Here is a 26,967-nt window from a genome sequence, read left to right as displayed (position 1 = left end):
TCACTGGCAGACGTACATGTTGCCGTCAGGCATTTTCGTCATCGTACCGGGTTCGCAGCCGATACCATTGGCGGCCTTGTAGTCTGCCCATCCGGCATAACCGTAATACGGACTGACCCGTTGATAGGCTCGTGCGGGATAGTAGGGCTGGCCAAAGCGGGGATCCGTCTGGGCGGCATATGAATCGGTCCAGTTATTCGTGCCCCAGCCCGAATAGGCCGCCGTGGTAGCGGCCGCCGTGGCGACCGCCGCCGTAGCAGCGACCCCCGCGCCAACCCCGTATCCATACGCAGCGCGCCGGGTTTGGCGACGCGCAACGCCTGCGACGCTCATGGGCGTCAGCGGTCGGCCCACACGCGCCTGGGCGCTTTCGACTGACGCCGAAACGCCGCCCTGCTCAGACCAGGTGATGGAGAACAGTGTCGCACAAGCGAAAGTCGAGAGCGCAATTGCAGTATTCCTGACCATTCTTTGCGTCATGTTCAATCTCCAGCGTTGAGTACTCCAGTGGCTCCCCCCAATCAGTTATCCGATAACAAGGCGTACGGCATCGCTCGAGAGAAGCCAGCTTGCCCTCGTCGGATGCGCGCGGCGAGTGGCCGCGAACCTGTGACTGTGTGCTTGTGGAAGTACAAAACCCCGCTCGGGGGCGACCGGATTCACTCCGGAAGTCCCATGCAACCGGCACCAAATGTTGGCTTCCGGCATGCGCATGACAATTTCCCTCAGACACAGTATGCGTCCGCGGCAGCAAACCTGCCAGTCAATTTCCAAGTGTTGCAATTTCCAAGTGTCGCAATTGGCACAAACTGCATGAGGTCGAGACAGAGGTTCTGACTGATGCGTCACTTGACGCACACACACGGAGAGCCGCAGCACTCAAACAAAAAACGCCGGCCCGAGGGCCGGCGCTTTTTGTCTTGATCCGACAAATCTCAGTTGAACATCGCGTCGATGTCGTCCTGCGAGGCGTGGCCGGCGTCGCCGTCGAGCTTCGGGCCGTTGAGCAGGCGGGCGTCGCCCTCGCGGGTGTCGACAACAGGCGGGACGTGCGTCTTGATGGCGTCGACTCCGCCCCAGATGTTCATCATCTCGTTGATGTGCTGCTCGATGAACTTCATCGTCTGCATCACCTTGTTGATGCGCTGGCCGGTGAGGTCCTGGAAGTTGCAGGCCTCGAAGATCGAGACCACGCGCTCCTGGATATCCTCGCTGAGCCGCCTCTGCTGGTCGGGGGTGACGTTGTTGGCGAGCGCCGACGCGGCCTGGTCGATCGCCTCGACAGCCTCGAGGATCTGCTGGGTGGCCTGCTCGGTGCCGCCGACCACGGCGCCGAGCTCGCCATTGACCTTGGCCATCTCCTCGCCGTTGAAGCTCTTGCCGTGCAGCACGGCGATCTCGCGCTTGGTGCGGCTGATCGCGTCATGGATCAGGTCGAGCTCGACCTTGAGCTTCTCGCATTGTTCGACCTGGGCGCGATAGGTCTCGAGCATCTTATGCGTCTCGGCGACCTCGCGGGCCACGATGGAATCGATGCTGTCGGCGGTGCGCTGCGCCGGTGCTGCGGCCATCTGGGCGCGGATCGAGCGAAGCTCGGCCATAATCTCGCGATGCATCGGACCGAGGTCGTCGCCGCCGGCGGCCTCCGGCTCCGCCATCACCACTTCGCCCATCGCCTGCTCGACACGAAAACGCTTGCGCTTCACTGACATGATTTCATTCCCGCCCCTTCACTGAGGTCCGTTCTAGCGAGAGGTGATTTAACGTCAGGTTCACGCGGAACAATTTGCGCGCACGGCGCGCGGCGGCGGGCTAACGGCGATTAACCATGTTGCCGCGGCGTTCACGCAAAATAAACGCTACCCGGCAAAACCGTGCGCCATTACCGGGATGGTGAATCGAAACCGCCGATCCGTTTACCAAACCGATGCGGTTTTCATTGCTTATTGACCACGTGCAACGGCGCTCGTCGCGCCCGCGCGCATCACCTCACGACGAAACCAGTACAGAGTACGTCGATGTTCAGGAAAACCACGCTTGCGCTGCTTGCCGGCGCCTCTTCTCTTGTTGCCATTCCCCATCACGCCATGGCGATCGACGCGGTGTCGTCCGCCGAGCCCTCCGTGATCTACGCCAACCAGAGCGCGCCGCAGCCGCCGATGCGCACCGCCTATGTGCAGCCGCAGCGCTCCAGCATGGGCGGCGGCTTCATCGAATTCCTGTTCGGCGATGCGCCGTCGTCGCAGGGATATTCGCCGCAGTATCAGCAGCAGCCCGGCTATTACGGCAACCGCCAGGGCCTGCCGCCGATGGATCCGCAGCAGCAGATGATCCGCCAGCAGGAAGAGGCCGCGGGCGATCCGGCCCAGCGTCGGTTCGATCCGCGATATGAAAAGCAGCTGGTCGACTATCACGGCAAGGAAGGCGTCGGCACCATCGTGGTCGATACGCCGAACAAGTTCCTCTATCTGGTGCAGGGCGATGGCCGCGCGATGCGCTACGGCATCGGCGTCGGCCGGCCCGGCTTCACCTGGGCCGGCGTCAAGACGATCTCGGCCAAGAAGGAGTGGCCGGCCTGGACGCCGCCGCCGGAAATGCTGGCGCGCCGCCCCGATCTGCCGCGGCACATGGAGGGCGGGCCGGAGAATCCGCTCGGCGCACGCGCGATGTATCTCGGCTCCTCGCTGTACCGCATTCACGGCTCCAATGAGCCCTGGACCATCGGCACCAACGTCTCATCCGGTTGCATCCGGATGCGCAACGAGGACGTCATCGACCTCTATGGCCGCGTCAATGTCGGCGCCAGGGTCGTCGTGATGTGATCGTGGTTTTGAAGCAGCTGCCCCAAAGATGGTGTCGTCCCGGCGAAAGCCGGGATCCATAACCACAGGCGGTTGTTACTGAGAGAAGCTGTAGCCCCAGCCGTGTCAAATCTTGCACGGTTGTGGTTATGGGTCCCGGCTTTCGCCGGGACGACGGAATCAAAACGGCCGCTCGATTGGAGCGGCCGTTGTCGTTTCAGCGATCGCGTTTACGCGTAATCGCTGTTGTCGTCGCCGCCGTTGTCGTCGAAGTCGTCGGCGTCTTGATCATCGTCACTGTCCCGGTCGGCCTGCGCCTGGTCGAACGCGCCGGCGCGCGAGCCGGAATCACTGTCGCGGCCGGATGAACCGACATCGTTGATCCCGGCGTCACGCGCCAGGTCGCTCGACGACTGGTCGCCGCCCCAAGGACGCGAACCGCCGCCGAGGCCGCCGGCATCGGCCAGCGACTGGTGGCTGCCGCCACCCATCATGCCGCGGATGCTGGAGAGCAATAGCCCGCCGCCGACCACGCCGGCCGCGGCCGCAGCCGCCGTGCCGAGGAACGAGCCGCCGCCACCACCGGGAGCGCCACCGCCGAAGGCCGGGGGCTGCGGGCCGCCGTAAGGCTGGCCGTATTGGCCCTGTCCGTATTGCTGCGGCGGCTGGCCGTAGTTCTGGCCATAGCCGCCTGCCTGCTGCATTGCCTGGCCCGAGTTCCAGACCGGGCGGCTGCCGCCGATATCGGGGGCGCGGACCGGCGGCACCGAGCCATGCGGCTGGCCCTGTCCGAAGACCGCGTCGCGCATCGAATCGAGGAAGCCGCCGCCCTGCTGCTGTGCGGGCGGTTGCTGGCTGACCGCGGCCTCGAGCTCCTGGATCCGATCATGGGCGCGCTTCAGCGCCTCGTCCTGCACCAATGCGGTCTGCACCAGCGCGTAGACCGCATTCGGCGCACTGCGCAGGCCCTGCATGATCGCGGACATGGCCTCGCCGTCGCGCGGGGCATTCTCCAGCTTGGCAAGCCGGTCGAAGAGATCGTCGATCAGTTGGCGTTCTTGCGGTGTCATGGCGTTCTCCATCGCGTCGATCGAATCGGCGCGCCCGAGATGTAGGACGGGCTTTGTGGCGCAAGGAGTGGGGGGCCGAATTAAATTTATGTATGCGACAATACGACCGGCGGCTTTTCGTGAACCTAAAGCGTTTTCGAGCGAAGTGGGTACCGGTTCGCGTGAAGGAAACGCGTCAAAGCAAGGGTCAGGCAAGGTAACTTTATTCGAGTGTAACTTTATTCAGGGCGAGCAGGGCCGGGAAATCGTCGCCTGCCAGATAGGCATGTTCGGTCTCGCGCTGCGTCGTCAGCGGGTCGAGGCTTTTGAGCGTGTCATCGACGAAACCGGGATGGCACATCACGAGGCCGCCGTCGGGCATGCCGTCCAGAAAGCCGCGCATCAGCGCCGCGAAATCGTTCTCGCGTGTAAAATCATAGGCGCCGGCGAAGGCCGGGTTGAACGTCAGGCCGGCGCGGGTCGCTTTCGCCCGGAATTGCGTGCTGAGCACGTTCAGCACCAGAGCCTTCGGCCCGACCAGTCGCGCCAGCGGACCGTCGCGTCCGCACTGCCGCACCCAGGCCTGCGGCGCGCGCTCCTTCACCGCGCGCAGGAAGCCGTCGCGCACCTGCGGGAACAGCTGCGCATGCTGGTGACCGTCGACGAAATCGGGCGCGCGGCCGAACAAATCGTGGAAGGCGTCGAGCTGCGCCAGCACCTCGGCATGCACGAGCTCGGCGTCGAGCCGCCGCATCAGCCCGGCGCGCAGCAGTTTCGCGAACGGCAGGAACATGTCGCCGTCGAGCGGGCGGAAATGCATCGTCAGCGGCCGGAACGGCGCGGTCAGCGTCACATGCAGCCCGATCGCGCAGCGCGGGCTGTTCGCCACCGAAGCCTGCAGCGCCGCCGCAGCCTCGCGGCCGATCGCCGGCGTCACCGTCATCACCGAGGTCGCGTTGAGGCGGCCGCGCTCGATCAGGTCGCGGATCGCGCGGTTGACGCCGTCACTCAGGCCATAATCGTCAGCACACAGCCAGATCCGGCGTGGCGCAGCGGCATCGCTCATTCGGCGGCGGTCCGCTCGGCGGCGCTTTGCGCCGCGCCGCCGTCGGCGTGCTTCTCGGTGTGCTCGGCGACGAAGTAGATCGGCCGCGCCTTCAATTCGGAGAGGATCTTGCCGATATATTCGCCGACGATGCCGATCATGATCAGCTGCACGCCGCCGATCGTCATCACGCCGATCATCAGCGACGGATAGCCGGGGACCTGCTTGCCGGTGGTCAACACTTCCCAGAGGATCGAGAGACCGAACAGGAAGGCCGCGCCTGCGAGCAGCGCGCCGAGCAGGCTGGCGAAGCGCAGCGGCGCCACCGAGAACGAGGTCAGGCCCTCGATCGACAGGCCGATCAGCCGGCCGGCATTGAAGGTGGTGACGCCATGCGCGCGCGGCGCCGGCTCGTAGTCGACGCGGATCTGCCTGAAGCCGATCCAGCTGGCGAGCCCCTTGAAGAAGCGGTTGCGTTCCGGCAATTGCCGCAGCGCTGCGGCCGCGCGGGGCGACAGCAGGCGGAAGTCGCCGGCATCCTCCGGGATCTTCTGCCGCGCGCCCCAGTTGATCAGCGCGTAGAAGCCGCGCCCGGCCAGCCGCCGGAACGCCGATTCATTGTCACGATGCGCCTTCGCCGTGTAGACGACGTCGTAGCAGTCATCGATCCAGTGCGCGACCAGCTGCTCCACCAGCGTGGGCGGATGCTGGCCGTCGCCGTCCATGAACAGCACCGCGCCGCGGCGAGCGTGGTCGAGGCCGGCCATCAGCGCGGCCTCCTTGCCGAAATTGCGCGACAGCGACACCACCTGCAGGTCCAGCCCATCGGCGGGCAGGCCGTGCGCGATGGCGAGCGTGCTGTCGGCGCTGCCGTCGTCGACATAGACCACTTCGCAGGGAAGCCCGTAGCGGGCGCGCAGCGACTTGGCGAGATCGATCAGCCGCTGGTGCAGCGCCGCAAGCCCGGCGGCCTCGTTGTAGACGGGCACGACGATGGACAGACCCTGCGCGGCGGCGGTCTTGGCGGTTGTGGTCAGGCTGGAAACGTCAGAGCCCAGCATCATCGGTCAGGTTCCAGAACTAAGCGCGTTTTCGAGCGAAGCGGACATCGGGCTCGCGTGAGGAAAACGCGTCAAACGAGAGAGCATGGACACAATATGGTACCGACGGCCGGCTGTCGCCAAGATGAACGGCCTTATCGACTCATTGTCGCAGGAACGCCTCGAGCCTGGCGAACAGCGGGTTCTCGCGGTCGAACACATAGTCCAGCGACACCACCGACACGGTTTCCGCGCCGTGGTCGCGCAGGAAGCTTCCGAGCCCGTAAAGTTTCCCTGGTGGGCAGTGCAGCGTAAGCATGCCCGACGAGGTCGGCCCGCCGAACGGGGCAACCACGCCGAAACGGTTGTGCGCCTCGGAGAGCAGCGCATCGTTGCAGCCGGCAAAGCGGGTGCGGACCTCGCGATACTTGCTGGCACGGGCGCGGGCGGCGATGTGGTCGAGGATCACGCGCGCGGTCTCGCGGGCGCCGGTCGACCAGTCGGCATCCCGCGACGCCACCAGATTGGCCTGGCTGCGCAGCATGACGCCGTCGTCGAGCACCTTGAGCCCGTTGGCGGCGAGCGTCGCTCCGGTCGTGGTGATGTCGACGATCAATTCCGCGGTGCCGGCCGCGGGCGCGCCTTCGGTGGCGCCGGCGCTCTCGACGATACGGTAGTCGCCGACGCCGTGCTTGGCGAAAAAGCCGCGCGTCAGATTGATGTATTTGGTCGCCACCCGCATGCGGTGATTGTGCTGCTCGCGGAAACCGGAGGCGACGTCGTCGAGGTCGGCCATGGTGCGGACGTCGATCCAGGCCTGCGGCACGGCGACCACGACATTGGCAAAGCCGAAGCCGAGGCCTTCGATCATCAGCACGCGCTTGTCGGCATCCGGAATGCTCTCGCGCACGAGGTCCTCGCCGGTGACACCCAGATGCACGGAACCGCGCGCCAGATTGGCCGCGATCTCGCTCGCCGAGAGATAGGCGATCTCGACATTGTCGACGCCTGAGATGGTGCCGCGATAGTCGCGCGCGCCGCCGGCCTTCGACAGCGTCAGCCCGGCGCGGGCGAAGAAGCCTTCCGCGTTTTCCTGCAGGCGTCCCTTGGAGGGAACGGCGACGACGAACGGCGTGCTCATGGGGCGCCTCCGCGGCCGGCGGCCTTGCCATGCCGGGTCATTGCCTCGATCCAGACCGAGAAGCCGACCGCCGGAATCGGGCTTGCCGAGCCGAGCTGCGTCATCAGCCCATCATAACGGCCGCCCGCGACCAGCGGCTCGGCGCCGTTGCCCTTGGCGTGCAGCTCGAACTCAAAGCCGGTGTAGTAGTCGAGGCCGCGGCCGAACGCGGTCGAGAACCGCGTCTTTCTTGTGTCGATGCCGCGCGCCGCCATGAAGCCGACCCGGCTTTCGAACTGATCGATCGCGGCGGCAAGGTTGAGCTTCGCGTTGTCGGCCAGCGCGCGCAGTTGCGCGACTGCGTCGTCGGGGTCGCCCGATATCGCCAGGAAGCGCTTGATGATCGCGACCGCGTCGTGCGGCAGCGCGCCGGCCTTCAGCGTCGATTGCTCGAGGAAGCGGTCGGCGATCTCGGCGACCGTGCGTCCGCCGACATTGGTGGTGCCGGCGATCGACATCAGATCGGTGACCAGCGCCAGCGCCGCCTTGCGGTCGGAGCCGGCCAGAGCTGCGAGCACGCCCTCATATTCGTTGCGGCCCGGCGCGGTCGCTAAGGTCAGCTGCTCGATGTCGTCGGTCAGCGAAACCTTGCGGTTGAAATCCTTGATCAGCCGGCGCCGCCACACCGGGTAGAGCTCGAGCGCATCGATCAGCGCGTTGAACAGCGCGACGTCGCCGGTGCGGATCTCGACATCCTTCAAACCAAACGCCGTGGTCGCCTCCAGCGCCAGCGCCAGCATTTCGGCATCGGCCGCGGCGCGGTCCTGCCGCCCGAACGATTCGATGCCGGCCTGCAGGAACTGGCTGGGCTGCCCGCCGCGATAGCGGAACACCGGCCCGAGATAGCTGAAGCCGGCCGGCTGGCCGGCCCTGTTGGAGGCGAGGTAGTCGCGCGCCACCGGGATCGTGAGGTCCGGACGCAGGCAGAGCTCCTCGCCGCTCGGGTCGGTGGTCAGATACAGGCTCTTGCGGATGTCCTCGCCGGAGAGGTCGAGGAACGGCTCGGCCGGCTGCAGGATCGCGGGCTCGGACCGGAGATACCCAGCCTGCGCGAACGAGGCCAGCAACGCATCCGCCCAGTCGGCGGATCCGGCGGCGGATCGTGGTGCGGCAGCTTCGGTCATCTCGACGTCCAATTCGCTCCGAAATCGCGGTTCCAGAGCGGGTTCCATGGGTGGTGTTGGCGGAGCCCTTAGCATGGTCGGCCCGGGCTTTCGACAGGGATCGGCCAAGTGGCTTAATGATTGGGTTCGTTAACGATTTTGCGACGGCTTGGCTAGGGAAAGATGTTTTCCTTCATCCTGGCTACGCGCTGCGGCACGGGCGGTCCACCTCTCCCGCTTGCGGGGGAGGTCGGATTGCATCGGAGATGCAATCCAGGTGGGGGCTCTCTCCACTCAAAGAATCTCGTTGCGGCGAGACCCCCACCCCAACCCTCCCCCGCAAGCGGGAGAGGGGGCGCAGTCCCTTCTTGGCTACGAGTTCGCCCCCCAATCCCCCAGCGCCGCCTGCACCAGGGCCAGTGCGGCGACGGCAGCCGTGTCGGCGCGCAGGATGCGCGGGCCGAGCGCGAGGCGGAGGATGTTGGGCTGGCGCAGCAGCAGGGTGCGCTCCTCCTCGGCGAAGCCGCCTTCCGGGCCGATCAGCACATCGATCCCGGCCTTCGCAGCCTTTGCGGCCTGCAGCGCCTGCACCGGGTTCGCGACCTCGGCGGCCTCGTCGCAGAACACCAGCAGGCGCGCCTGGTCGCGCCCCGCCAAGAAGCGTTCCAGCGGGAGCGGATCGGCGACCTCGGCGAGCGAGATGATCCCACACTGCTCGGCGGCCTCGACCACATTGGCGCGCATCCGCTCGCCATTGACCCGCGACACCTGGGTGAAGCGGGTCAGCACCGGAACCAGCCGCGCCGCGCCCATCTCGACCGCCTTCTGCACCATGTAGTCGAGCCGCGCATGCTTCAGCGGTGCGAACACATAAGCGACGTCGGGCAGGCGGTCCTGCGCGCGGGTCTGCGTGATGATCGCGAGCGTGTCGGGGCGCTTGCGGCCACCAATCTCGGCGCGCCATTCGCCGTCGCGGCCGTTGAAAACCAGCACGCTGTCGCCGGCGCCAAGCCGCAGCACATTGCCGAGATAGTTGCTCTGGTCGCGTTCGAGCGCGACGGTCGCGCCGGCGCCAAGCGGCGCATCGACAAACAGGCGGGGGCTGCGAAAATCGAGTTCAGGCATGTTCTATTCCGGACCGCGCTTTAGCCCAAAAGGCAAGGCGGCCTTATTGCTCCGTGGCAAATTTACCAATCTGAGCAATACCGTAGTCCCGCGGACTCGTCAGGAATTCGCCGACCAGCGTAGTAAGGGCCTGTCGATGTATTGCTTCTGTCACCAAGTCATTGGTTAAGTTGTTAAGTCCAAAGTTCTCAGACCCAAGGGGTCGCTTGCACGCGGCCTCTTTTGCTTTTCAGTCACCCCTGCGCGGCGTGGGGCCGCAAATCCAGACTGTGGCATGACCGAAAATCGGGATCAGGTATATTTGATGGTCCGGTTTTACCGCCGTTCGTGGCCTAAAGGCTTATAAACGAGGAACAATTTAATGTGGCCGGTGTGGCCCTACGCCGCGCTGTCGCCCAAATCGACGGGTTGTTAAGGCGCCACAGGAATCGTAAAACGCCCCCAAATTGGTTGCTTCGTTTTGTTGCGCTGGGGTTGCCTGGACCTTTTGCCGGAGAGACACCCTCGATGATCCGCCGCCTGATCGTGCTGACCGTTGCCGCGACCGCCCTGTCCGCGGGCCAGGCCGCTGCCCAGAGCGCTTTTCCGGCCCCGCTGCCCAATCAGGCCGGCAAGGCCGGCACCGCCTCTGATCCGGCGTTTCCGCCGGTAAGTGGTATGCGTCCAAGCCAGGCCGCAACCCCCTCGGATTCCGCATTCCCGCCGGTCAATGGCGCGCCGGCAGCCAGGGCCGGCGCGGCGCCGTCGGCGTTCCCGAGCAATGGTGCGGCCCCCATCGCCGGTGGTGGGTTGTCCTCGCCGCCGCCCCCGCCGAGCGAGGCGTCAGGCGGCGCAGGCGAGGCCTGCATGAAGAATTTCGTTCCGCTGCGTGAGGAAGCGGAGAAGCGCGGCAAGGCGATCAAGGCCGCGAGCGATCGCCACGCCAGCCCGCAGGAGGCCTGCAAGCTGATCGGCAATTATAGCCAGGCCGAGGTCAAGATGATCAAATATGTCGACGGCAACGCGGCCAAGTGCGGAATTCCGCCGCAGATCGCCAATCAGCTCAAGGACGGCCACAAGAACACGGAAGCGCTGCTGAAGAAGGTCTGCAATGTCGCAGAGCAGGCGGCGGCGCAGCCGCGCGGCCCCGCGGGGCCGTCGCTGAGCGACGTGCTGGGTTCGTCCGCCGCGCTGCCGGAAGCGACCCCGACCAAGAAGGGCGGCAGCACCTTCGATACGCTGAACGGCAACGTCCTCACCCGATAAGAGACCGCCCGATGATCGACCGCTCATGAGTGACGTCTCCGCCCGCGTTGCCGACTCCACAGGCAACTGGGTGGACACCCATGCGCCGGTCTGGTCGCGGCCCTATCTGCGGCTTGCGCGCTACGACCGGCCGATCGGCTCCTGGCTGCTATTGATGCCGTGCTGGTGGTCGGCGGCGCTCGCCGCCGGCGTCGCGCGTGATGTCCGCTCCTTGCCGCTCGCGGTGCTGCTGTTCTTCATCGGTGCCTTCGTGATGCGCGGCGCGGGCTGCACCTGGAACGACATCACCGATCGCGATCTCGATGCCAAGGTCGAGCGCACGCGGTCGCGGCCGATCCCGGCCGGGCAGGTGACGGTGACGCAGGCTGTGGTCTTCATGGTGCTGCAGGCGCTGATCGGGCTTGCGGTGCTGCTGCAGTTCAACCGCTTTGCGGTGATGACCGGCATCGCTTCGCTTCTGATCGTCGCGATCTACCCGTTCATGAAGCGGATCACCTGGTGGCCGCAGGTCGTGCTCGGCCTCGCCTTCTCCTACGGCGCGCTGATGGGATTTGCGGTGACGCTCGAACGCATCGATGCAACGGCGATTGCGCTCTATGCCGGATCGATCGCCTGGGTGATCGCCTACGACACCATCTACGCCCATCAGGACGCCGAGGATGACGCGCTGATCGGCGTCAAATCCACCGCGCGCCTGTTCGGCGCACGCACCCACCGCGCGCTGGTGATCTTCTATGGTCTCGCCGTGCTGCTGATCGGCGTGGCGTTCGCGCTCGCGGGCGCACGCTGGCCGGCCTGGATCGGCCTTGCGGCATTTGCGCTGCATCTCGCCTGGCAGGTCCGCCGGCTCGACACCAGCGATCCCGCGCTCTGCCTGCGCATCTTCAAGTCCAACCGCGACGCCGGCTTCATCCTGTTCACGAGCCTTGTCGTCGATGCGGTGATGCGCGCGGGGTGATGAATTCCTGGGGCCGGTACTCATAAATTCCGGTCGTGTCCTCTTCGCTTCGATCATGGCCACTTTTGTCCAGCGGCAGCAAATGTCGACGTGTCATCTTCGGACCTCGGCGAAGATGGTACCTTGCCCTGCGGAGGCTCGAAGAGTGCTGAATCAATAATGTCCCAACAGCAGGAGAGGGCTTTGCTTTCATCGCTGAACCGTCGCAAGGCTGCGTTGTTTTTTGGAGCATGCATCCTGGCAAGCGCGTCAGTGAGCGCTGGACCGTTACCCGAGCGCGTGGAAATGGCTGTCCGGGATCGAATCGCGACCGGAACCTATCAGACGCTGGTTTTCGGCGTGGTGGACGGCGACAAGAGCGAGGTTATTGCCTTCGGCAAGCTCGATGACGGCAAAGCGCCGGATGGGGACACTGTTTATGAAATCGGTTCGATCACGAAGACCTTCACGGCTACGCTGCTGGCGCAGTCCGTGCTTGCGGGGCGCGTGACGCTCGATACGCCGGTGGCGCAGCTTTTGCCGGATTTCCAAGTTCCGTCACGGGGCGGCATGGAGATTACTCTCGGTGAACTCGGCACCCAGCACTCCGCCCTGCCGCGCGTGCCTTCCAATTTGCAGCCCAAGGACGCAGGCGATCCCTATGCCGGCTATGATGCGGCGAAGCTGAAGGCGTTTCTGGCGGGATACCAACTGCCGCGCGATCCGGGCGCGACTTACGAATACTCCAATCTGGGTTTCGGATTGCTGGGCTTCGCGCTGGCGCAATCGGAACGCATGGCTTACGGCGCCTTGATCGACCAAGGGATTCTTAAGCCGCTCGGGATGTCGTCGAGCGGCGCGGTCTTTAGCGACGCCATGCGAGCGCGTCTCGCTCTCGGTCACAACAACAGAGGCGACGTAGCGAAGAACTGGCACATGGATGCCTTGGCGGGGGCCGGCGCGATCCATTCCACCGCCAATGACATGCTACGCTATCTGAGGGTCAATATGGGCGTCGATCAGTCGCCATTAGCCGAGGCGATGAAGCTTGCGCAACAGCCGCGCAGCGACATGACCAAAACCATGCGCATCGGCCTGGCCTGGATGACGACCCGCAAGGGAACCATCTGGCACAACGGCGAGACCGAAGGGTACCGAAGCTATATCGGTTTTACGGCCGATGGGCGGCGCGGCGTTGTCGTGCTCAGCAATACGGATGCTTACCTCGACGATCTGGGTTTCGGCGCGCTCGACCCCGACGCCAAACTGTTGCCCGCCTATCAAGCGATTGTCCTGCCCAATGCATCGCTTGATGAATATGTGGGAACCTACAAGGTTGGCGACCGCCTTCTGCTAAAGATATTCCGCACCAACGACCAGCTTCTCGTCCAGGAGACCGGACAAGGTCCGATCCCGATTTTTCCTTCCGCGCCCAACGAGTTCTTCGCCAGGTCCGTAAGAGCCAGTGCTAGTTTCACGCGCGATCCGGGGGGCGAGGTGAACGGACTTGTCCTGCACCAGAACGGCGACCATGCAGCCCGAAAATTGAGCTCGTCCGAGCGACCGGGGAGCGAATGAGGACTCGGACAATTCATGTCGCGAGAACGCGGAAGCATGACTCACAAATCGCGCAACGCATTCGATGTCGTCCTGGCGAAGGCCAGGACCCATTACCCCAAATCTCCATTGTTGCGCGACGCTCGGGCCGCGATCCCGTTCATCACCGAATGCGGTGGTTATGGGTCCTGGCTTTCGCCAGGACGACGAAAGAGGTGAGAGCGTGGAAGGCGGCGAAACGACCTAATCCCGCGCGATGATCTCGCGCTCGTCGCGGTGCACGCTGGCTTCGTTGAGCTGGACACCGGCGCGGCGGCGGACCAGGAATTTTGGGCGGCGGGCGCGGATCGCGTTGCGGCGACGGCGGCGCGGGGCCGGCTGGCGCGGCGCCGGCTCGGTCAGTTGCGGGAGACGGAAGATGTCGCTCCACATCTGCCAGGCGGACGTGATCTCCTCGTCATCCGAACTGGTGCCGAGCGGAATGGAGAGCGCGGGATCGCGGTGAACCAGCACCAGCATCTGCGCGTCGTCGATGCCGCGCACCGCGACGCCGAGAAAATCGCTGACGCGAACATTGACAGCCATCCGCATGCCGAGAACGGCGCGGCGCAGCACGACATGTTCGCGATGAAGCTCGACCTGCCGCGTGCCGCCATCCGCGCGCGCATCCTGCGCGTGGAAAGAGAGCGGAAGGGAAAGAGGGTCGAGCCGCAATGCGCAGCTCGACCCGGCGGAATTGATTCCGCTTGTTGGTGTTTGACGCCTCAAAGCCTTATCTCCCCGCCGGGATTATGTTCCCGGTCGATGTGTGAGAGCCTAGCCGAGCGATGGCCGTTTCGGCTTAAAAAGCCTGGTTAACCCATCCTCACCTGCCGCCATGATTGACAAGAGGTTGGCCCGCATGATTGACGAAGCCTTGCGCCGATCACTCAAATCTTTGTTGCCCGGCGGTGCAAAGTGCTTGAAATCCCTGTGAATCCTGCACATCTGGTGGGTCTGTCGACCTCGTTCCGGGCCTCCCCTCAATCCGCAGGAATTCGTTCGTGAACCCTTCACCATCTGCATCGTCGTCGCGACACGGCGATTCCTCCGATCTGTTCGACCAATCCGGCCTCACCGACCTCGCGCAGCGTCTGGTCGAGGCCGCGAGGCGCGCCGGCGCAGACGCGGCCGATGCGATCGCGGTGCGCGGCGTCTCGCAGGGGGTCGAGGTGCGCGACGGCCGGGTCGAGGAAACCGAGCGCTCCGAAGGCGACGACGTGGGCTTAAGGGTGTTCGTCGGCCAGCGCCAGGCGGTGGTGTCGACCAACGATATAAGCGGCGACGGGATCGCAAAGCTTGCCGAGCGTGCGGTGGCGATGGCGCGCGTGGCGCCCGACGACAAATATGTCGGTCTGGCCGATCCGGCGCTCCACGCGCATGATTTCCCCGATCTTGATCTGCTCGATCGCAAGGTCCCGACCACGGCCGAGCTCGAGCAGCGCGCCATCGAGGCGGAGGCTGCAGCGCTCGCGGTCAAGGGCGTCAGCAAGTCCGGCGGGGCATCGGCCTCGACCGGGATCGGCGGCATGGTGCTGGTGACGTCGACCGGCTTTCACGGCTCCTATCTGCGCTCCAGCCACGGCATCTCGACGACCGCGATTTCCGGTGAGGGCACCGGCATGGAGCGCGACTATGATTTCACCAGCGCGCCGCATGGGTCCGATCTCGATTCACCCGCTTCCGTCGGCCGCAAGGCCGGCGAGCGCGCAGTGGCACGGTCGAACCCGCGCAAGGTCGAGACCTGCAAGGTGCCCGTGGTGTTCGATCCGCGGGTTGCCGGTTCGATCGTCGGCCATGTCGTCGGCGCCATCAATGGCGCCTCGATCGCGCGCAAGACCAGCTTCCTGAAGGACAAGCTCGGCGAGCAGCTGTTCTCCAAAGATATCCGCATCATCGACGATCCCCTGCGCGTACGCGGCCTGCGCTCGCAGACCTTCGATGCCGAAGGCGTCAAGGTGAAGCGAACGGCGCTGATCGACGAGGGCGTGCTGACGACCTGGGTGCTGGACTCGGCGACCGCGCGCGAGCTCGGCCTGGTCACGACGGGGCATGCGCATCGCGGCGTGTCGTCTTCGCCGTCGCCCGGCACCTATAATCTGCATCTCGAGCCCGGTGCGGTGACGCCGAAGCAGCTGATCTCCGACATCAAGCAGGGCTTCTACGTCACCGACCTGATCGGTTCCGGGGTCAACGGCGTGACCGGCGATTACAGCCGCGGCGCGTCCGGCTTCTGGATCGAGAACGGCGAGATCACCTATCCGGTCAGCGAAGTGACCATCGCCGGCCATCTGCTGCCGATGTTCAAGTCGCTGGTCGCCGCCAACGATCTGGAATTCCGCTACGGCGTCAATTCACCGACGCTGCGCATCGAGGGCCTGACGCTTGGCGGACGCTGATACGGACGACTGGACCAAGGCGCGCGATGCCGCCTTGCTGACCCGCTCGGTGCAGGAGGCCGGCCGGCTCGCGCTGTCGCTGTTCCGCACCGAATTGAAGAACTGGACCAAGGGCGCGTCCTCGCCGGTCTCCGAGGCCGACATCGCGGTCAATGACCTGCTGGAGCAGCAGCTGCGTTCGGCAACGCCAGCCTATGGCTGGCTGTCGGAGGAAAGCGCCGACAACACGGCCCGGCTCGGCAAGCGCTTCACCTGGATCGTCGATCCGATCGACGGCACCCGGGCCTACCTCGCCGGCCGCGAGGACTGGTGCGTTAGTGTGGCGCTGGTCGAAAATGCAGCTCCGGTGCTCGCGGCGGTGTATGCGCCGGTGAGCGAGGAATTCTTCTTTGCCGCCCGCGGGCAGGGCGCGACGCTGAACGACAGCGGCGTCCATGCAACCGCAGGCACTGAATTCGATTTTCCCCGTATGGCCGGACCGAAGCCGCTGGTGCAGCGGCTCAGCCCGACGTCGGACGAGATCACGCTGTTTCCGCGGATCGGATCGCTGGCGCTCCGGCTGTGCCGTGTAGCACAAGGTCGACTTGACGCCGCCTTTGCGGGCGGGCAAAGCCGCGACTGGGATCTTGCCGCCGCGAATTTGATCGTGCAGGAGGCGGATGGTAAGATGACCGCGCTCTCGGGGGAAGCGATTGAGTACAATCGCCGGGAGGTGACGCATGGGGTGCTGGTGGCAGCAGGACGCGAACGTCATGCACGCATTGTCGAGCATTTTCGCAACCGTCCATTGCCGTGAGACCCCGCCGATCCGCGCCGTTCCTCCGATTGCGACGACCAGACGTTACGACCGACTTGTTACGACAGACCTGTGACGACCAGACTTGTGACGACCACGACTTTGCCGGGCATCTCGTTAGGAAAAACCATCATGTCAGACAATGCCCAGCCGCAGCTGCTCCACCTCGTCATCGGCGGCGAGTTGACCGATCTCGAGCACAACACCTTCAAGAACCTGGACGAAGTCGAGATCGTCGGCGTCTATCCGAACTATGCGACCGCGCATGCGGCCTGGAAGGCGAAGGCGCAGCAGACCGTGGACAACGCCCAGATGCGCTATTTCGTCGTTCACCTCCACCGGTTGCTCGATCCTGAGCAGGACGCAAAGCACTCCCATTGAAACGACTACTTCGCGATCTGCTGCGCAGCGGCTTCGTGCAGCGCGTGCTGGGTGTGCTTGCGGCCGAGTATCTGCGGCTGGTCTGGCACACCAACCGCTTCAGCTACCAGCCTCCTGACGTGTATGGGATCGTCGAGCCCTTGATGCCGGCGATCTTCGTGTTCTGGCACGGCCAGCACTTCATGACGCCGTTCATCAAGACCAAGGAGAGCTACCGCGCCAAGGTGCTGATCTCCCGCCACCGCGACGGCGAGTTCAACGCGCTGGCGGTGGAGCGGCTCGGGATCGGCACGATCAGAGGTTCCGGCGACCATTCCGGCGCGTTCCATCGCAAGGGCGGCGTCGGCGCTTTCCTGGAGATGGTTCGGACGCTGGAAGACGGCTGCAACATGGCGACCACGGCCGACGTGCCGAAGCGGGCGCGGGTGGCCGGTCTCGGCGCCATCATGCTGGCGCGGGAGAGCGGCCGGCCGATCATCCCCTTTGCGATGGTCACCAGCCGATTCATCCGGTTGAAAAACTGGGATTCGACCACCATCAATTTGCCATTCGGGCGCGGCGCAGTGGTAGGTATTGAGCCGGTCTATGTGCCGCCCGATGCCGATGCCGCGACGATGGAAAAGCTTCGGCAGCACGTGGAGAACCTTCTCAACGAAGCGACCCGACGCGCCTATGCAGCTGTCGGGCGGCCGGAGGCAACGCTTGGCTAGCTCGCTACCGATGACGTTGCGTGTGTACCGCAAGCTGTCGTCCGCGATGGTGCCGCTCGCGCCTGCCCTGATCAAGCGGCGGCTCAAGCTCGGCAAGGAAGATCCCGAACGCGTCGGCGAACGGCGCGGCATGAGCGCCGATGTCAGGCCGCAGGGGCCGCTGGTGTGGATCCACGGCGCCAGCGTCGGCGAGGTGCTGGCGGCGGCAGGGCTGATCGAGCGGTTGCGCGCGCTCAATTTGCGCATCCTGCTGACCTCGGGCACGGTGACCTCGGCCGCGATCGTGGCCAAGCGCTTTCCGCCCGATGTGATCCACCAATACGTGCCGTATGACTCGCCGCGCTATGTCACGCGCTTCCTCGATCACTGGCATCCGTCGCTGGCGCTGTTCATCGAGTCCGATCTGTGGCCGAACCTGATCCTGTCGTGCGCGGCGCGGCGGCTGCCGATGGTCTTGATCAACGGGCGGATGTCGCAGCGCTCGTTCCCGCGCTGGCGCCGGGTCTCCAACACCATCGGGGCGCTGCTCGGACGGTTCGACATCTGCCTCGCGCAGTCGAACACCGACGCCGAGCGTTTTGCCGCGCTCGGCAGCCCGAACGTCGTCGTCACCGGCAACCTCAAGCTCGACGTCGCGGCGCCGCCGGCCGATCCCGCCAAGCTGGAGCGGCTGATGTCGGTGACGCGCGGCCGCCCGATCGTGGTCGCCGCATCGACCCATCCCGGCGAGGAAGAAATCCTGATCGAGGCGCACAAATCGCTGGCCGGATTCTTCCCCGGGCTGCTGACGGTGATCGTGCCGCGGCATGCTGCGCGCGGCGAGGCGGTGGCGCGGCTGGTGACGGAGGCGGGCCTGCGCCCCGGCATGCGTTCGCATGAAGATCTGCCGGTTGCGACCACCGACATCTACGTCGCCGACACGATGGGCGAGCTCGGCCTGTTCTACCGGCTGGCGCCGATCGTGTTCATGGGCGGCTCGCTGGTCGCGCATGGCGGCCAGAATCCGATCGAGGCGATCAAGCTCGGCGCTGCGATCGTGCACGGTCCGCACGTCTTCAATTTCACCGACGTCTATGACGCGCTCGATCGTGCCGGCGGCGCGCGGCGCGCCGACGATCGCGACGCGCTGGTCAAGCAGCTTGGCCAGTTCCTCGCCGATCCCGCGGCCCGCGACGCGTCGCTCGTGGCCTCCGAGCGCGTCGTCGAACAACTCGGTGGTGCGCTGGAGCGCACGGTGACTGCTCTCGAGCCCTATCTGTTGCAGTTGCGGCTCGAGATGGGAGCCGCCAATGCATGAGCCGGCCTTTTGGCACCGGCCGTCGTCCTGGATATCGCAACTGTTGAGACCGCTTGCCGCGCTGTACGGCGCGGTGGCCGCGCGGCGCATGCAGCGCGCCGGCATCGACGCCGGCATCCCCGTATTTTGCGTCGGCAACTACCATGTCGGCGGCGCCGGCAAGACGCCGACGGTGCTGGCGCTGGCTAAATTGCTGCGCGAGCTCGACGAACGGCCGGTGGTGCTCAGCCGCGGTTATGGCGGCAGGCTTGCCGGCCCGATCAAGGTCGATTCCGACAGCCATACGGCGGTAGATGTCGGCGACGAGCCCCTGATGATGGCAAAGACCTTGCCGGTCGTGGTGTCGCGCGATCGCGCCGCCGGCTTGGCGCTGGCGCGGGCGCAGAACGCAACCGTGATCCTGATGGACGACGGCTTCCAGAACCCGTCGGTCGCGAAGGATTGCTGCCTGATCGTGATCGACGGCACGCGCGGCATCGGCAACGGCCGCGTCATTCCGGCCGGACCGTTGCGCGCGCCGCTGCCGCCGCAGCTGGAGCGGACCGACGCGCTGATCGTGGTCGGGGAGGGGCGTGCGGCGCAGGACATCGCGGCCGAGATCGCCTCCCGCGGCAAGCCCGTGCTGTCGGCGCATCTGACGCCGGACGCGGCTTCGCTGGCGGCGCTGAGCGGCACGCGTGCGCTCGCCTTTGCCGGCATCGGCGATCCCGCGCGCTTCTTCAATTCGCTGCGCTCAAGCGGCGTCGATGTCGTGCGCAGCAGGGCTTTCGCTGATCACCATGCCTTCACCAGGGACGAGATCGAGCAGCTCGCCGCAGACGGGCGAGACAATGGCCTGACGCTGGTGACGACGGAGAAGGATTTCGCGCGCTTGCGCGGCACCAACGCGGCGAAGACGATCGTGCCGTTCGCGGTGACGCTGCAATTCGCCGACGCCGGCGCGCTGCGGCGTCTGGTGACCGATCAGCTATTCAAGGCGCGGGACCGGAGGCTGCGCAAGTGAACCTGGCCTCGAGCTTAGGCCTGCGACTTGAGCACGCCGGGATGGTGGCGCTGCAGCACGGCGGTCGGGGTGGCATAGGCCTCCTGCAGGTCGACGCTCCAGTACTTCAGCTCGTCGAGCGGAATCCGGACATCGGTGATCGCACAACGGACGAAGGTGCCGGGCGAGATCACGCGGAAATCGCCGTCAAGATATTGCACCTGCGCTTCGCCATGGCCCGAGGGACCGAACTTGTTCAGCACGATTGAGCTCTCCGCCTTGCCTCTGACGAGGCCTCCTGGATATTCATGAAGCCGTCTATCACAGATAGGGGGTCATGTCCGCCCGTTAAACCACCGACTTGTGATGATTTGGCGGCGGAAGCGCATGGTAGCGTTGTACGTGTGGTTCGCCGCGTTTGCAGCGCCATGACGAGCCGGCCGGATCGGATGCGCCTCAAGCCAGTTTTCATGTGTCTCGCGATGCTTGCCGTGCCGGCCGCGGCCGCGGCGCCGCTCCCGGCCCCGCATCAGGTCGAAATTCCCGAAGGCAATGTCACGCTGCATGCGCAGCTCTACCGGCCCGATGGCGACGGACCGTTCCCGACGGTGATCGCGCTGCATGGCTGCGGCGGTCTCGGCGGCCACTCCGAGCCGGTCGCACCGCGCTATCGCGATTGGGCCGAACAGCTCCTGACAAGCGGCCATGCGGTGCTGCTGCCGGACAGCTACGGCTCGCGCGAGCTGGGTCCGCAGTGCCGCATCAGGGAGCATCAAGTTCAGACCCGCCGTGCGCGGGTCGCCGACATCAACGCGGCGCGGCAGTGGCTGGTGCAGCAGAAATGGGTAGCGAAGAGCCGCATCAGCCTGATCGGCTGGGGCAACGGCGCGGCCGCCTTGCTGTGGGCGGTGCGGCCGCAGCTGGCGTCGCGCAACGCCGAGCCGGATTTCCGCTCGGCGGTCGCGTTCTATCCGGATTGCCGCGCCTCGTTCGGCCTCGGCTGGAGCGCGCGGGTGCCGACGCTGGTGTTGATCGGCGCGCGCGACGATGTGACATCGTCATCGGCCTGCCACCAGATGGTCGAGGCCGCGCATGGCCGCAGCGCGCTGGCGCGGATCGTGGTCTATCCCGAGGCGTATCACGACTTCGACCGTGCCAACCTGCCGCTGCACGCGGTCGCCGCCTCCGATGCCGACATCGCCGAGCGCGGTCACGTCGGCACTGATGCGGACGCGCGCAAGGATGCGCAGAAGCAAGTCGCCGAGTGGCTGGCGCGCTAAAACAGGCTGCCCTGATCGACCGGCTTTGCGACCCGCTTCGGCGCAGCGGGTTTTGCCTCGCGCGGCTGCGGCTTGCCCTGGTTCTCGGGCGCCACCGTCGCCGGCGGCTGATCGGCATTCACGGTGGCGGCGACGCGGCCATCGGCGAACTCGATCGAAAGGCCGGCGTTCGGACCGACCGCCGCGGCGGAATGTAGTGCGTGGCCCTGATCGTCGCGCACCAGCGCAAAGCCGCGCGCCAGCACGCCGCGATAGGACAGCGCCGACAGCAGCTGGCCGCGATGAGCAACCCGCGCCTCCAGCCGCTGCATCGTCGTCAGCAGCGCGCGCCGGGCGCGTTCGGCGAGGCGATGGGTGCGCTCGAGATCGCGCGCGATCGCGTTGCGCTGGGCCTTGGCATTGGCGAGCTTCGAGGCCTTGAGCCGGATATCGAGCCCGCCAAAACGCTCGCGCCGGCGATGCAGCAGCGCGCGTGCCGACAGCGTGATGCGCTCGCCCGAGACGGTGAGCCGCTGCCGCGCATGCGCGACCTGGCCGCGCAGCACGCCGATGGTGAGCCGCGAGCTCGTCGCGGCAAAGCGGCGGAAATGCGCATGCGTATTGGCCTTCAGCCCGCGCGGCAGCCCGGCTCCGAGATGATCGAGCCGTTGCCTGGGGATCGCGAGCAGTTCATTCGCCGCCGGCAACGCACGCGCCGCGGCGCGCAGCTCGGTGCGGCGGGCCTCCTGGGCCCGTTGCCAGCACACCATGGTGCGGCGGGCGAGGCTTTCGACCTCGACGAACAGCTCGCTGCGCACCGGCACCGCCATTTCGGCGGCGGCGGTCGGCGTCGGCGCGCGCTTGTCGGCGACGAAGTCGATCAGCGTGATATCGGTCTCGTGACCCACCGCTGAGATCAGCGGGATGTGGCTCTCGGCCGCGGCGCGGACCACGATCTCCTCGTTGAACGACCAGAGGTCCTCCAGCGAGCCGCCGCCACGCGCGACGATCAACAGATCAGGGCGCGGAATCCTGCCGCCTTCCGGCAGCGCGTTGAAGCCGCGGATTGCGGCCGCGACCTGCTCGGCCGAGCCGTCGCCCTGCACCTTGACCGGCCAGACCAGCACGCGGCGCGGAAAGCGGTCCTCGAGACGATGCAGGATGTCGCGGATCACCGCGCCGGTCGGCGAGGTGACGACGCCGATCACCTCGGGCAGCCACGGCAGCAGCTGCTTGCGCGCCTCGTCGAACAGGCCCTCGGCCGCGAGCTTCTTCTTGCGCTCCTCCATCAGCGCCATCAGCGCGCCGACGCCGGCCGGCTCCAGCGAGTCGATGACGATCTGGTATTTCGAGGAGTTCGGATAGGTGGTCAGCTTGCCGGTGGCGACGACCTCGAGGCCTTCCTGCGGCTTGAAGCGCATCCGGGCGTGGGCGAACTTCCAGATCACGGCCTCGATCTTGGCGTTCTCGTCCTTCAGCGCGAAATAGCAATGGCCGGAGGAGTGCGGGCCGCGAAAGCCGGAAATCTCGCCGCGGACGCGGACATGGCCGAACCGGTCCTCCACCGTCCGCTTCAGCGCGGAGGAGAGTTCCGAGACGGTGAATTCAGGCGCGTTGACGAGATTAGGCGCGGCAGCAGTCATTTGCAGGTGATTCGGCTGTTTGTGAGCTTCAACGCAACGTAGGGACTTTTGCCCGCCATCGCCAATCCGAGGGCTTGTTTGTCCATATACTCTGTGATACAGAGTTCTCTGTATTGAACTGATCGCGATCCTCGTTTGGGGGCATACCGATGATCCCGCATGTGACGCTGGCAGGTTTCGTTCATTCCGCGGCAGGCGCGATCCACGCCGTTGCGGCAATCCTTTGCATCGGTGTCGGGCTGATCCAGTTCCTGCGCCCGAAGCGCGGTGCGGGCCACCGCGCACGCGGCTATCTCTACGTCTACGCCATGCTGGTCGCCGACGGGACAGCGATGCTGGTCTATCAGTTCAGCGGCCGCTTCAACCTGTTCCATGTTGGCGCGATCGTGAACTTCGCCTGCATCGTGGCGGCGATTATTCCGCTGCTGCGCAGCCCGCGGCCGACGAACTGGAAACTGAAGCACTACTACTTCATCTCCTGGTCCTATGTGTCGCTGATGTCGGGGGCGTCGACGGAAATCGTGGTGCGTCTGCTGCCGCCGATGACGCGTGGGCAGATCGGGCTGATGGCTTTCGTCCTGTCGATCGTGAGCATGACGATCGGCTATATCCTGACCGGCAAATATCGCCCGCCGGCGGAAGCGCCGCCGGTGTCCGCCCAGCTCGCCGAGCAGGGTGGGGCGCCGATATGATCGACAGCCAGCAGGCCAGCGCGGCGCTGGCGGACATCAACGACGTCGTCCAGCGCGTCCGTCAGTCGCGGATCTATCAGATCGCGAGCATCATCATCACGCTATGGGGCGTGCTGCTATTCGTGGCCTACATCGCCAACCATCTCTGGCCCCGGCAGGGTTACACGATCTGGACCGTCGCCAATCTCAGCGGCCTTGCGATCAGCACCGCGGTTGGCTTCGTCATCAACCTCCGTTCCGGCAATCGCACCTTTCCGATCCGTTCGACGATCAGCTTCCTGCTGATCGGTGTATTCGGCGTTTACTGTTCGGTCATGCTCGGCCATTTCGGCCCGCGCCAGATGATCGTGTTCTGGGTGCTCTACGGCACGCTGTTTTACGCCATCGCCGGCGTGTGGTTCGGTTACGCCTTCATCGTGATCGCCGCCTGCACCAGCGCGCTGACGCTGATCGGCTACTACTATATCGGGCCGGCGTTCCTGCTATGGATGGCTGTGGTGCATGGCGGCGGGCTGATGCTCGGCGGCCTCTGGATGCGCCGGATCTGACGCGATGGCCGAACTCGACGAGATCATCCACCAGCCGCTGCGGCTGCGGATCATGGCGGCGCTCAACGCCTTGCCGGTTTCGACCGGGCTCGAATTCGCCCGGCTGAAGAAGCTGACGGGCGCCACCGACGGCAATCTCGGCGCCCATATCGAGACGCTGGCCAGGGCCGGCTATGTCTCGGTCGACAAGGCCTTCGTCGGCAAGAAGCCGCAGACCACGGTGACCGCGACCGCGGCCGGCCGCGGCGCCTTCGCCCGCTATGTCGCGACGCTGCAGGAGATCATCGCCGGCAAGCAGCCGTGAGCCGGAATGACGGGGGAATCGGCCCCGTCGCCCCTTGCAGGCTGGCGGGGATTCGTGCGACCGACACGGGTCTTACACCCTGTTCTTGCACCCTTTCGAGCCCGTATCAGATGAACATCCTTTTGCTCGGTTCCGGCGGCCGCGAACATGCGCTGGCGTGGAAGATCGCAGCATCCCCGCTGGTGACGAAACTCTGGTGCGCGCCGGGCAATGCCGGGATCGCACGCGAGGCCGAATGCGTCGCGCTCGATGTCGCCGACCATGCCGCGGTGATCGAATTCTGCCGGCGCAACGCGGTCGATCTGGTGGTGGTCGGCCCCGAGACGCCGCTTGCCGCCGGCATAGTCGATGATCTCGCCGCCGTCGACATCAAGGCATTCGGGCCCAATACGCAGGCCGCGCAGCTTGAGGGCTCCAAGGGTTTCACAAAAGACCTCTGCAGCGAGTTCAACATTCCGACCGGCGCCTATCGCCGCTTCGACAATGCCAGGGACGCGGTGGCTTACGTCCGCGCGCAGGGCGCGCCGATCGTGGTCAAGGCAGACGGGCTTGCGGCCGGCAAGGGCGTCGTGGTGGCGCAGACGCTTCCCGAGGCGGAAGCCGCGATCGCAATGATGTTCGAGGGCGTGTTCGGCTCGGCCGGCGCCGAGGTGGTGATCGAGGAATTCTTGTCGGGGCGCGAGATCAGCTTCTTCGCGCTGTGCGACGGCGATACCGCGATTCCGCTGGCGACCGCGCAGGACCACAAGCGGGTGTTCGATCACGACAAGGGGCCGAACACCGGCGGCATGGGCGCCTATTCGCCGACGCCGTTCGTGACGCCTGAGGTGCACGACCAGATCATGGCGCGAATCATCCTGCCGACGGTTGCCGGGATGAAGAGCCGCGGTACGCCGTTCAGGGGCGTGCTCTACGCCGGCGTGATGCTGACCGCGCAGGGCCCAAAACTGTTCGAATACAATGTCCGCTTCGGCGATCCCGAGTGCCAGGTGCTGATGCTGCGGATGATGTCCGACATCGTGCCGGCGCTGCTCGCCGCCTGCGAGGGGCAGCTGAAACATTTCGATCTGCGCTGGTACGACGAACCGGCGCTAACGGTCGTGATGGCGGCGAAGGGCTATCCAGGCGACTACATCAAGGGCACGCGGATCGAAGGCCTTGATGACGCCGCAGCTGTCGAGGGCGTCGAGATCTTCCACGCCGGCACGGTGGCGAAGGATGGCGCCATTCTCGCCAACGGCGGGCGGGTGCTGAACGTCTGTGCGATGGGCAAGACCGTCACCGAGGCGCGCGACCGCGCCTATCAGGCGGTCGATCGCATCAAGTGGCCCGACGGCTTCTGCCGGCGCGATATTGGGTGGCAGGCGGTAGAGGCGGAGAGGGGCTAGCGCGCTCCACTCGCTTCGCCCGTCATGCGCGGGCTTGACCCGCGCATCCATCGCCTTCGCGAGAGTCTCTTCGTGAGATGGATTGCCGGGTCAAGCCCGGCAATGACGGAGTGTGCGGGACGCCGCCGCCGACTACAGCAAATCCCCGCCCGCCGCTGATGCGGTGGTGCCGTGCTCGCGGAACGCCTTGATGACGTTCTTGCCGATCTTCCACTTGTGCACCTCGTCGGGGCCGTCGACCAGCCGCTGCGAGCGCACCTGGGTGTACCATTTGGCGAGCGGCGTATCCTGGCTGAAGCCGAGCGCGCCGTGCAGCTGGATCGCGGTGTCGATCACCTTGTGCACCATGTGGGCGTGGAAGATCTTCGCGATCGAGTTCTCCTGGCGGATATCGAGGCCCTTCTCCGCCTTGTAGGCGATGTGCAGCAGCATCAGCCGGCCGATATAGAGCTCGCTCGCGCAGTCGGCGAGCATGAACTGCACCGCCTGGCGGTCGGCCAGCAACTGCCCGAAGGTCGAGCGCTTGGTGACATGGGCGGCCGCCATGTCGAGCGCGCGCTGCGCTTTCGCAACGTTGTGCATGCCGTGCCGCAGCCGGCCGTAGGCGAGGCGGTGCTGGCCCATGTTGAAGCCGTTGCCCTCGCCGCCGAGCAGATTGTCGGCCGGCACCTTCAGATCCTTGATCTCGATCTCGGAGTGGCCGCCATGGATCACGTCGTCGTGCGGACCCTCGATCGCCATGTTGGCGACGTTGCGCTTGATGCGGTATCCGGGATTCGGCAGCTCGACGATGAAGGTCGAATATTGCTTATGGCGCGGCGCGTTCGGATCGGTCTTGGCCATCACCAGCGCCATGTCGGCGACGCTTGCCGACGAGGAGAACCATTTCTCGCCGTTGAGGATGTAGTTCTCGTTGCCGTCCTTCACGGCCGTGGTCCGCATGCCGGTGGCGTCGGCGCCGGCGGCCTTCTCGGTCATCGAGAAGCAGATGCGCTTCTCGCCGTTCAACAGGGGTTTAAGGAATTTCTCCTTCTGGTACTCGGTGCCGTGCGCCAGGATCGTCATCATCGAGGCGTCGTCCGGCCCCTGCGTGTTCATCGAGAGCGCGCCGAGCATGCTCTCGCCGAGTTCCATCTGCACCAGCGCGTTCGCCAGCGGGCCGAGGCCCATACCGCCATACTCCTTCGGCACGAAGGGGCACCACAGGCCCTGCGCGCGGGCCTTTTTGCGCAGCGGTCCAAGCACCTCGGCAAGCGGCTTGGTGTCGAGTTCCTTTTCCGCCGGAATGCACTCGTCGTGCACGAATTTGCGGACCTTCTCGCGGATCGCCTTGGCTTCGGCGGGAATCTCGAAATCGATCGACATGGCACTTCCTCGTTTCATGTTGTTGTTGGCTTGGCTTGAGGATGGCATAAACCTCGCCGAAAGCAGCGGCAACGCCGAACAA

The 26,967-nt window shown here is 65.5% G+C and carries 27 protein-coding genes; 15 read left to right on the top strand and 12 right to left on the bottom strand.

Features of this window, described 5'->3' with window-relative positions:
- On the bottom strand, window positions 1–480 hold the full coding sequence (locus tag G6P99_RS41610; protein ID WP_245284561.1) for a hypothetical protein: 480 nt from the start codon (window positions 478–480) through the stop codon (window positions 1–3).
- A 455-nt stretch (window positions 481–935) separates the two neighbouring features.
- Window positions 936–1,712 (bottom strand): protein phosphatase CheZ, encoded by a 777-nt coding sequence (locus tag G6P99_RS41605; RefSeq protein ID WP_029079234.1) that lies wholly within the window; start codon window positions 1,710–1,712, stop codon window positions 936–938.
- A 306-nt stretch (window positions 1,713–2,018) separates the two neighbouring features.
- Here G6P99_RS41605 and G6P99_RS41600 point away from each other — a divergent pair, with 306 nt between their 5' ends.
- Window positions 2,019–2,822: a L,D-transpeptidase gene (locus G6P99_RS41600; RefSeq protein WP_165126285.1), complete on the top strand. Its 804-nt coding sequence runs from the start codon at window positions 2,019–2,021 to the stop codon at window positions 2,820–2,822.
- Between the two features lie 209 nt (window positions 2,823–3,031).
- On the opposite strand, the gene G6P99_RS41595 is transcribed toward G6P99_RS41600, so the two are convergent.
- From G6P99_RS41595 to G6P99_RS41570, 6 genes are all read right to left on the bottom strand, one after another.
- Window positions 3,032–3,871 (bottom strand): DUF2076 domain-containing protein, encoded by an 840-nt coding sequence (locus G6P99_RS41595; protein WP_029079232.1) that lies wholly within the window; start codon window positions 3,869–3,871, stop codon window positions 3,032–3,034.
- 202 nt (window positions 3,872–4,073) lie between these two features.
- Window positions 4,074–4,916, bottom strand: coding sequence for a ChbG/HpnK family deacetylase (locus G6P99_RS41590; protein ID WP_029079231.1), 843 nt, complete (start codon window positions 4,914–4,916; stop codon window positions 4,074–4,076).
- Window positions 4,913–5,959 (bottom strand): glycosyltransferase family 2 protein, encoded by a 1,047-nt coding sequence (locus G6P99_RS41585; protein WP_029079230.1) that lies wholly within the window; start codon window positions 5,957–5,959, stop codon window positions 4,913–4,915. The genes G6P99_RS41590 and G6P99_RS41585 overlap by 4 nt, the downstream gene beginning before the upstream one ends.
- A gap of 139 nt (window positions 5,960–6,098) precedes the next feature.
- Window positions 6,099–7,076 carry an ATP phosphoribosyltransferase gene (gene hisG, locus G6P99_RS41580; RefSeq protein WP_029079229.1) on the bottom strand — a complete coding sequence of 326 codons (978 nt, stop codon included), beginning with the start codon at window positions 7,074–7,076 and terminating at the stop codon, window positions 6,099–6,101.
- Window positions 7,073–8,239, bottom strand: a complete 1,167-nt coding sequence (locus G6P99_RS41575; protein WP_029079228.1) for an ATP phosphoribosyltransferase regulatory subunit — start codon at window positions 8,237–8,239, stop codon at window positions 7,073–7,075. The genes hisG and G6P99_RS41575 overlap by 4 nt, the downstream gene beginning before the upstream one ends.
- A gap of 351 nt (window positions 8,240–8,590) precedes the next feature.
- Window positions 8,591–9,343, bottom strand: coding sequence for a 16S rRNA (uracil(1498)-N(3))-methyltransferase (locus G6P99_RS41570; protein WP_029079227.1), 753 nt, complete (start codon window positions 9,341–9,343; stop codon window positions 8,591–8,593).
- A 507-nt stretch (window positions 9,344–9,850) separates the two neighbouring features.
- Here G6P99_RS41570 and G6P99_RS41565 point away from each other — a divergent pair.
- From G6P99_RS41565 to G6P99_RS41555, 3 genes are all read left to right on the top strand, one after another.
- On the top strand, window positions 9,851–10,588 hold the full coding sequence (locus G6P99_RS41565; RefSeq protein WP_029079226.1) for a hypothetical protein: 738 nt from the start codon (window positions 9,851–9,853) through the stop codon (window positions 10,586–10,588).
- Window positions 10,589–10,613: 25 nt separating this feature from the next.
- On the top strand, window positions 10,614–11,546 hold the full coding sequence (ubiA, locus tag G6P99_RS41560; RefSeq protein ID WP_029079225.1) for a 4-hydroxybenzoate octaprenyltransferase: 933 nt from the start codon (window positions 10,614–10,616) through the stop codon (window positions 11,544–11,546).
- A 183-nt stretch (window positions 11,547–11,729) separates the two neighbouring features.
- Window positions 11,730–13,103, top strand: coding sequence for a serine hydrolase (locus G6P99_RS41555; RefSeq protein WP_165126282.1), 1,374 nt, complete (start codon window positions 11,730–11,732; stop codon window positions 13,101–13,103).
- A gap of 222 nt (window positions 13,104–13,325) precedes the next feature.
- Here G6P99_RS41555 and G6P99_RS41550 read toward each other — a convergent pair whose 3' ends face one another.
- Window positions 13,326–13,850 carry a DUF6101 family protein gene (locus G6P99_RS41550; RefSeq protein WP_029079224.1) on the bottom strand — a complete coding sequence of 175 codons (525 nt, stop codon included), beginning with the start codon at window positions 13,848–13,850 and terminating at the stop codon, window positions 13,326–13,328.
- Between the two features lie 275 nt (window positions 13,851–14,125).
- On the opposite strand from G6P99_RS41550, the gene G6P99_RS41545 reads away from it, so the two are divergent.
- From G6P99_RS41545 to lpxK, 6 genes are all read left to right on the top strand, one after another.
- Window positions 14,126–15,520, top strand: a complete 1,395-nt coding sequence (locus tag G6P99_RS41545; protein WP_029079223.1) for a TldD/PmbA family protein — start codon at window positions 14,126–14,128, stop codon at window positions 15,518–15,520.
- Window positions 15,507–16,316, top strand: coding sequence for a 3'(2'),5'-bisphosphate nucleotidase CysQ (locus G6P99_RS41540; RefSeq protein ID WP_165126279.1), 810 nt, complete (start codon window positions 15,507–15,509; stop codon window positions 16,314–16,316). Before G6P99_RS41545 ends, G6P99_RS41540 begins: the two co-directional genes overlap by 14 nt.
- Window positions 16,317–16,448: 132 nt before the next feature.
- Complete coding sequence (locus tag G6P99_RS41535; RefSeq protein ID WP_029079221.1) at window positions 16,449–16,697, top strand: DUF4170 domain-containing protein; 249 nt, start codon at window positions 16,449–16,451, stop codon at window positions 16,695–16,697.
- Window positions 16,694–17,407: a lysophospholipid acyltransferase family protein gene (locus G6P99_RS41530; RefSeq protein ID WP_029079220.1), complete on the top strand. Its 714-nt coding sequence runs from the start codon at window positions 16,694–16,696 to the stop codon at window positions 17,405–17,407. The genes G6P99_RS41535 and G6P99_RS41530 overlap by 4 nt, the downstream gene beginning before the upstream one ends.
- Window positions 17,370–18,704: a 3-deoxy-D-manno-octulosonic acid transferase gene (locus G6P99_RS41525; RefSeq protein ID WP_035976398.1), complete on the top strand. Its 1,335-nt coding sequence runs from the start codon at window positions 17,370–17,372 to the stop codon at window positions 18,702–18,704. Before G6P99_RS41530 ends, G6P99_RS41525 begins: the two co-directional genes overlap by 38 nt.
- Window positions 18,697–19,707, top strand: a complete 1,011-nt coding sequence (gene lpxK, locus G6P99_RS41520) for a tetraacyldisaccharide 4'-kinase (RefSeq protein WP_029079218.1) — start codon at window positions 18,697–18,699, stop codon at window positions 19,705–19,707. Before G6P99_RS41525 ends, lpxK begins: the two co-directional genes overlap by 8 nt.
- A 14-nt stretch (window positions 19,708–19,721) precedes the next feature.
- Here the strand turns inward: lpxK and G6P99_RS41515 are convergent, their stop codons facing one another.
- Window positions 19,722–19,949, bottom strand: a complete 228-nt coding sequence (locus tag G6P99_RS41515; RefSeq protein WP_029079217.1) for a DUF2093 domain-containing protein — start codon at window positions 19,947–19,949, stop codon at window positions 19,722–19,724.
- 219 nt (window positions 19,950–20,168) lie between these two features.
- On the opposite strand from G6P99_RS41515, the gene G6P99_RS41510 reads away from it, so the two are divergent.
- Window positions 20,169–20,966 carry a dienelactone hydrolase family protein gene (locus tag G6P99_RS41510; protein ID WP_414645479.1) on the top strand — a complete coding sequence of 266 codons (798 nt, stop codon included), beginning with the start codon at window positions 20,169–20,171 and terminating at the stop codon, window positions 20,964–20,966.
- On the opposite strand, the gene xseA is transcribed toward G6P99_RS41510, so the two are convergent.
- A complete protein-coding gene (gene xseA / locus G6P99_RS41505) occupies window positions 20,963–22,588 on the bottom strand; it encodes an exodeoxyribonuclease VII large subunit (protein WP_029079215.1) in 1,626 nt (541 codons plus the stop codon). The genes G6P99_RS41510 and xseA overlap by 4 nt on opposite strands.
- A 149-nt stretch (window positions 22,589–22,737) precedes the next feature.
- Between xseA and G6P99_RS41500 the strand changes: the two genes are divergently transcribed.
- The 4 genes from G6P99_RS41500 (at window position 22,738) to purD (ending at window position 25,520) form a co-directional block, all read left to right on the top strand.
- Complete coding sequence (locus tag G6P99_RS41500; protein WP_029079214.1) at window positions 22,738–23,280, top strand: DUF2306 domain-containing protein; 543 nt, start codon at window positions 22,738–22,740, stop codon at window positions 23,278–23,280.
- Window positions 23,277–23,828: a hypothetical protein gene (locus G6P99_RS41495; RefSeq protein WP_029079213.1), complete on the top strand. Its 552-nt coding sequence runs from the start codon at window positions 23,277–23,279 to the stop codon at window positions 23,826–23,828. The genes G6P99_RS41500 and G6P99_RS41495 overlap by 4 nt, the downstream gene beginning before the upstream one ends.
- A 4-nt stretch (window positions 23,829–23,832) precedes the next feature.
- Window positions 23,833–24,132 (top strand): winged helix-turn-helix domain-containing protein, encoded by a 300-nt coding sequence (locus G6P99_RS41490; RefSeq protein ID WP_029079212.1) that lies wholly within the window; start codon window positions 23,833–23,835, stop codon window positions 24,130–24,132.
- A 110-nt stretch (window positions 24,133–24,242) separates the two neighbouring features.
- A complete protein-coding gene (purD, locus tag G6P99_RS41485) occupies window positions 24,243–25,520 on the top strand; it encodes a phosphoribosylamine--glycine ligase (RefSeq protein ID WP_029079211.1) in 1,278 nt (425 codons plus the stop codon).
- A gap of 132 nt (window positions 25,521–25,652) precedes the next feature.
- On the opposite strand, the gene G6P99_RS41480 is transcribed toward purD, so the two are convergent.
- Window positions 25,653–26,885 carry an acyl-CoA dehydrogenase family protein gene (locus G6P99_RS41480; protein WP_029079210.1) on the bottom strand — a complete coding sequence of 411 codons (1,233 nt, stop codon included), beginning with the start codon at window positions 26,883–26,885 and terminating at the stop codon, window positions 25,653–25,655.
- Window positions 26,886–26,967: the final 82 nt, after the last annotated feature.

The sequence above is a fragment of the Bradyrhizobium sp. 6(2017) genome (assembly GCF_011058295.2).
Lineage (GTDB): Bacteria > Pseudomonadota > Alphaproteobacteria > Rhizobiales > Xanthobacteraceae > Bradyrhizobium > Bradyrhizobium septentrionale.
The sequence above is the reverse complement of the archived record's forward strand: the minus strand, read 5'-3'. Positions and strand labels throughout refer to the sequence as shown.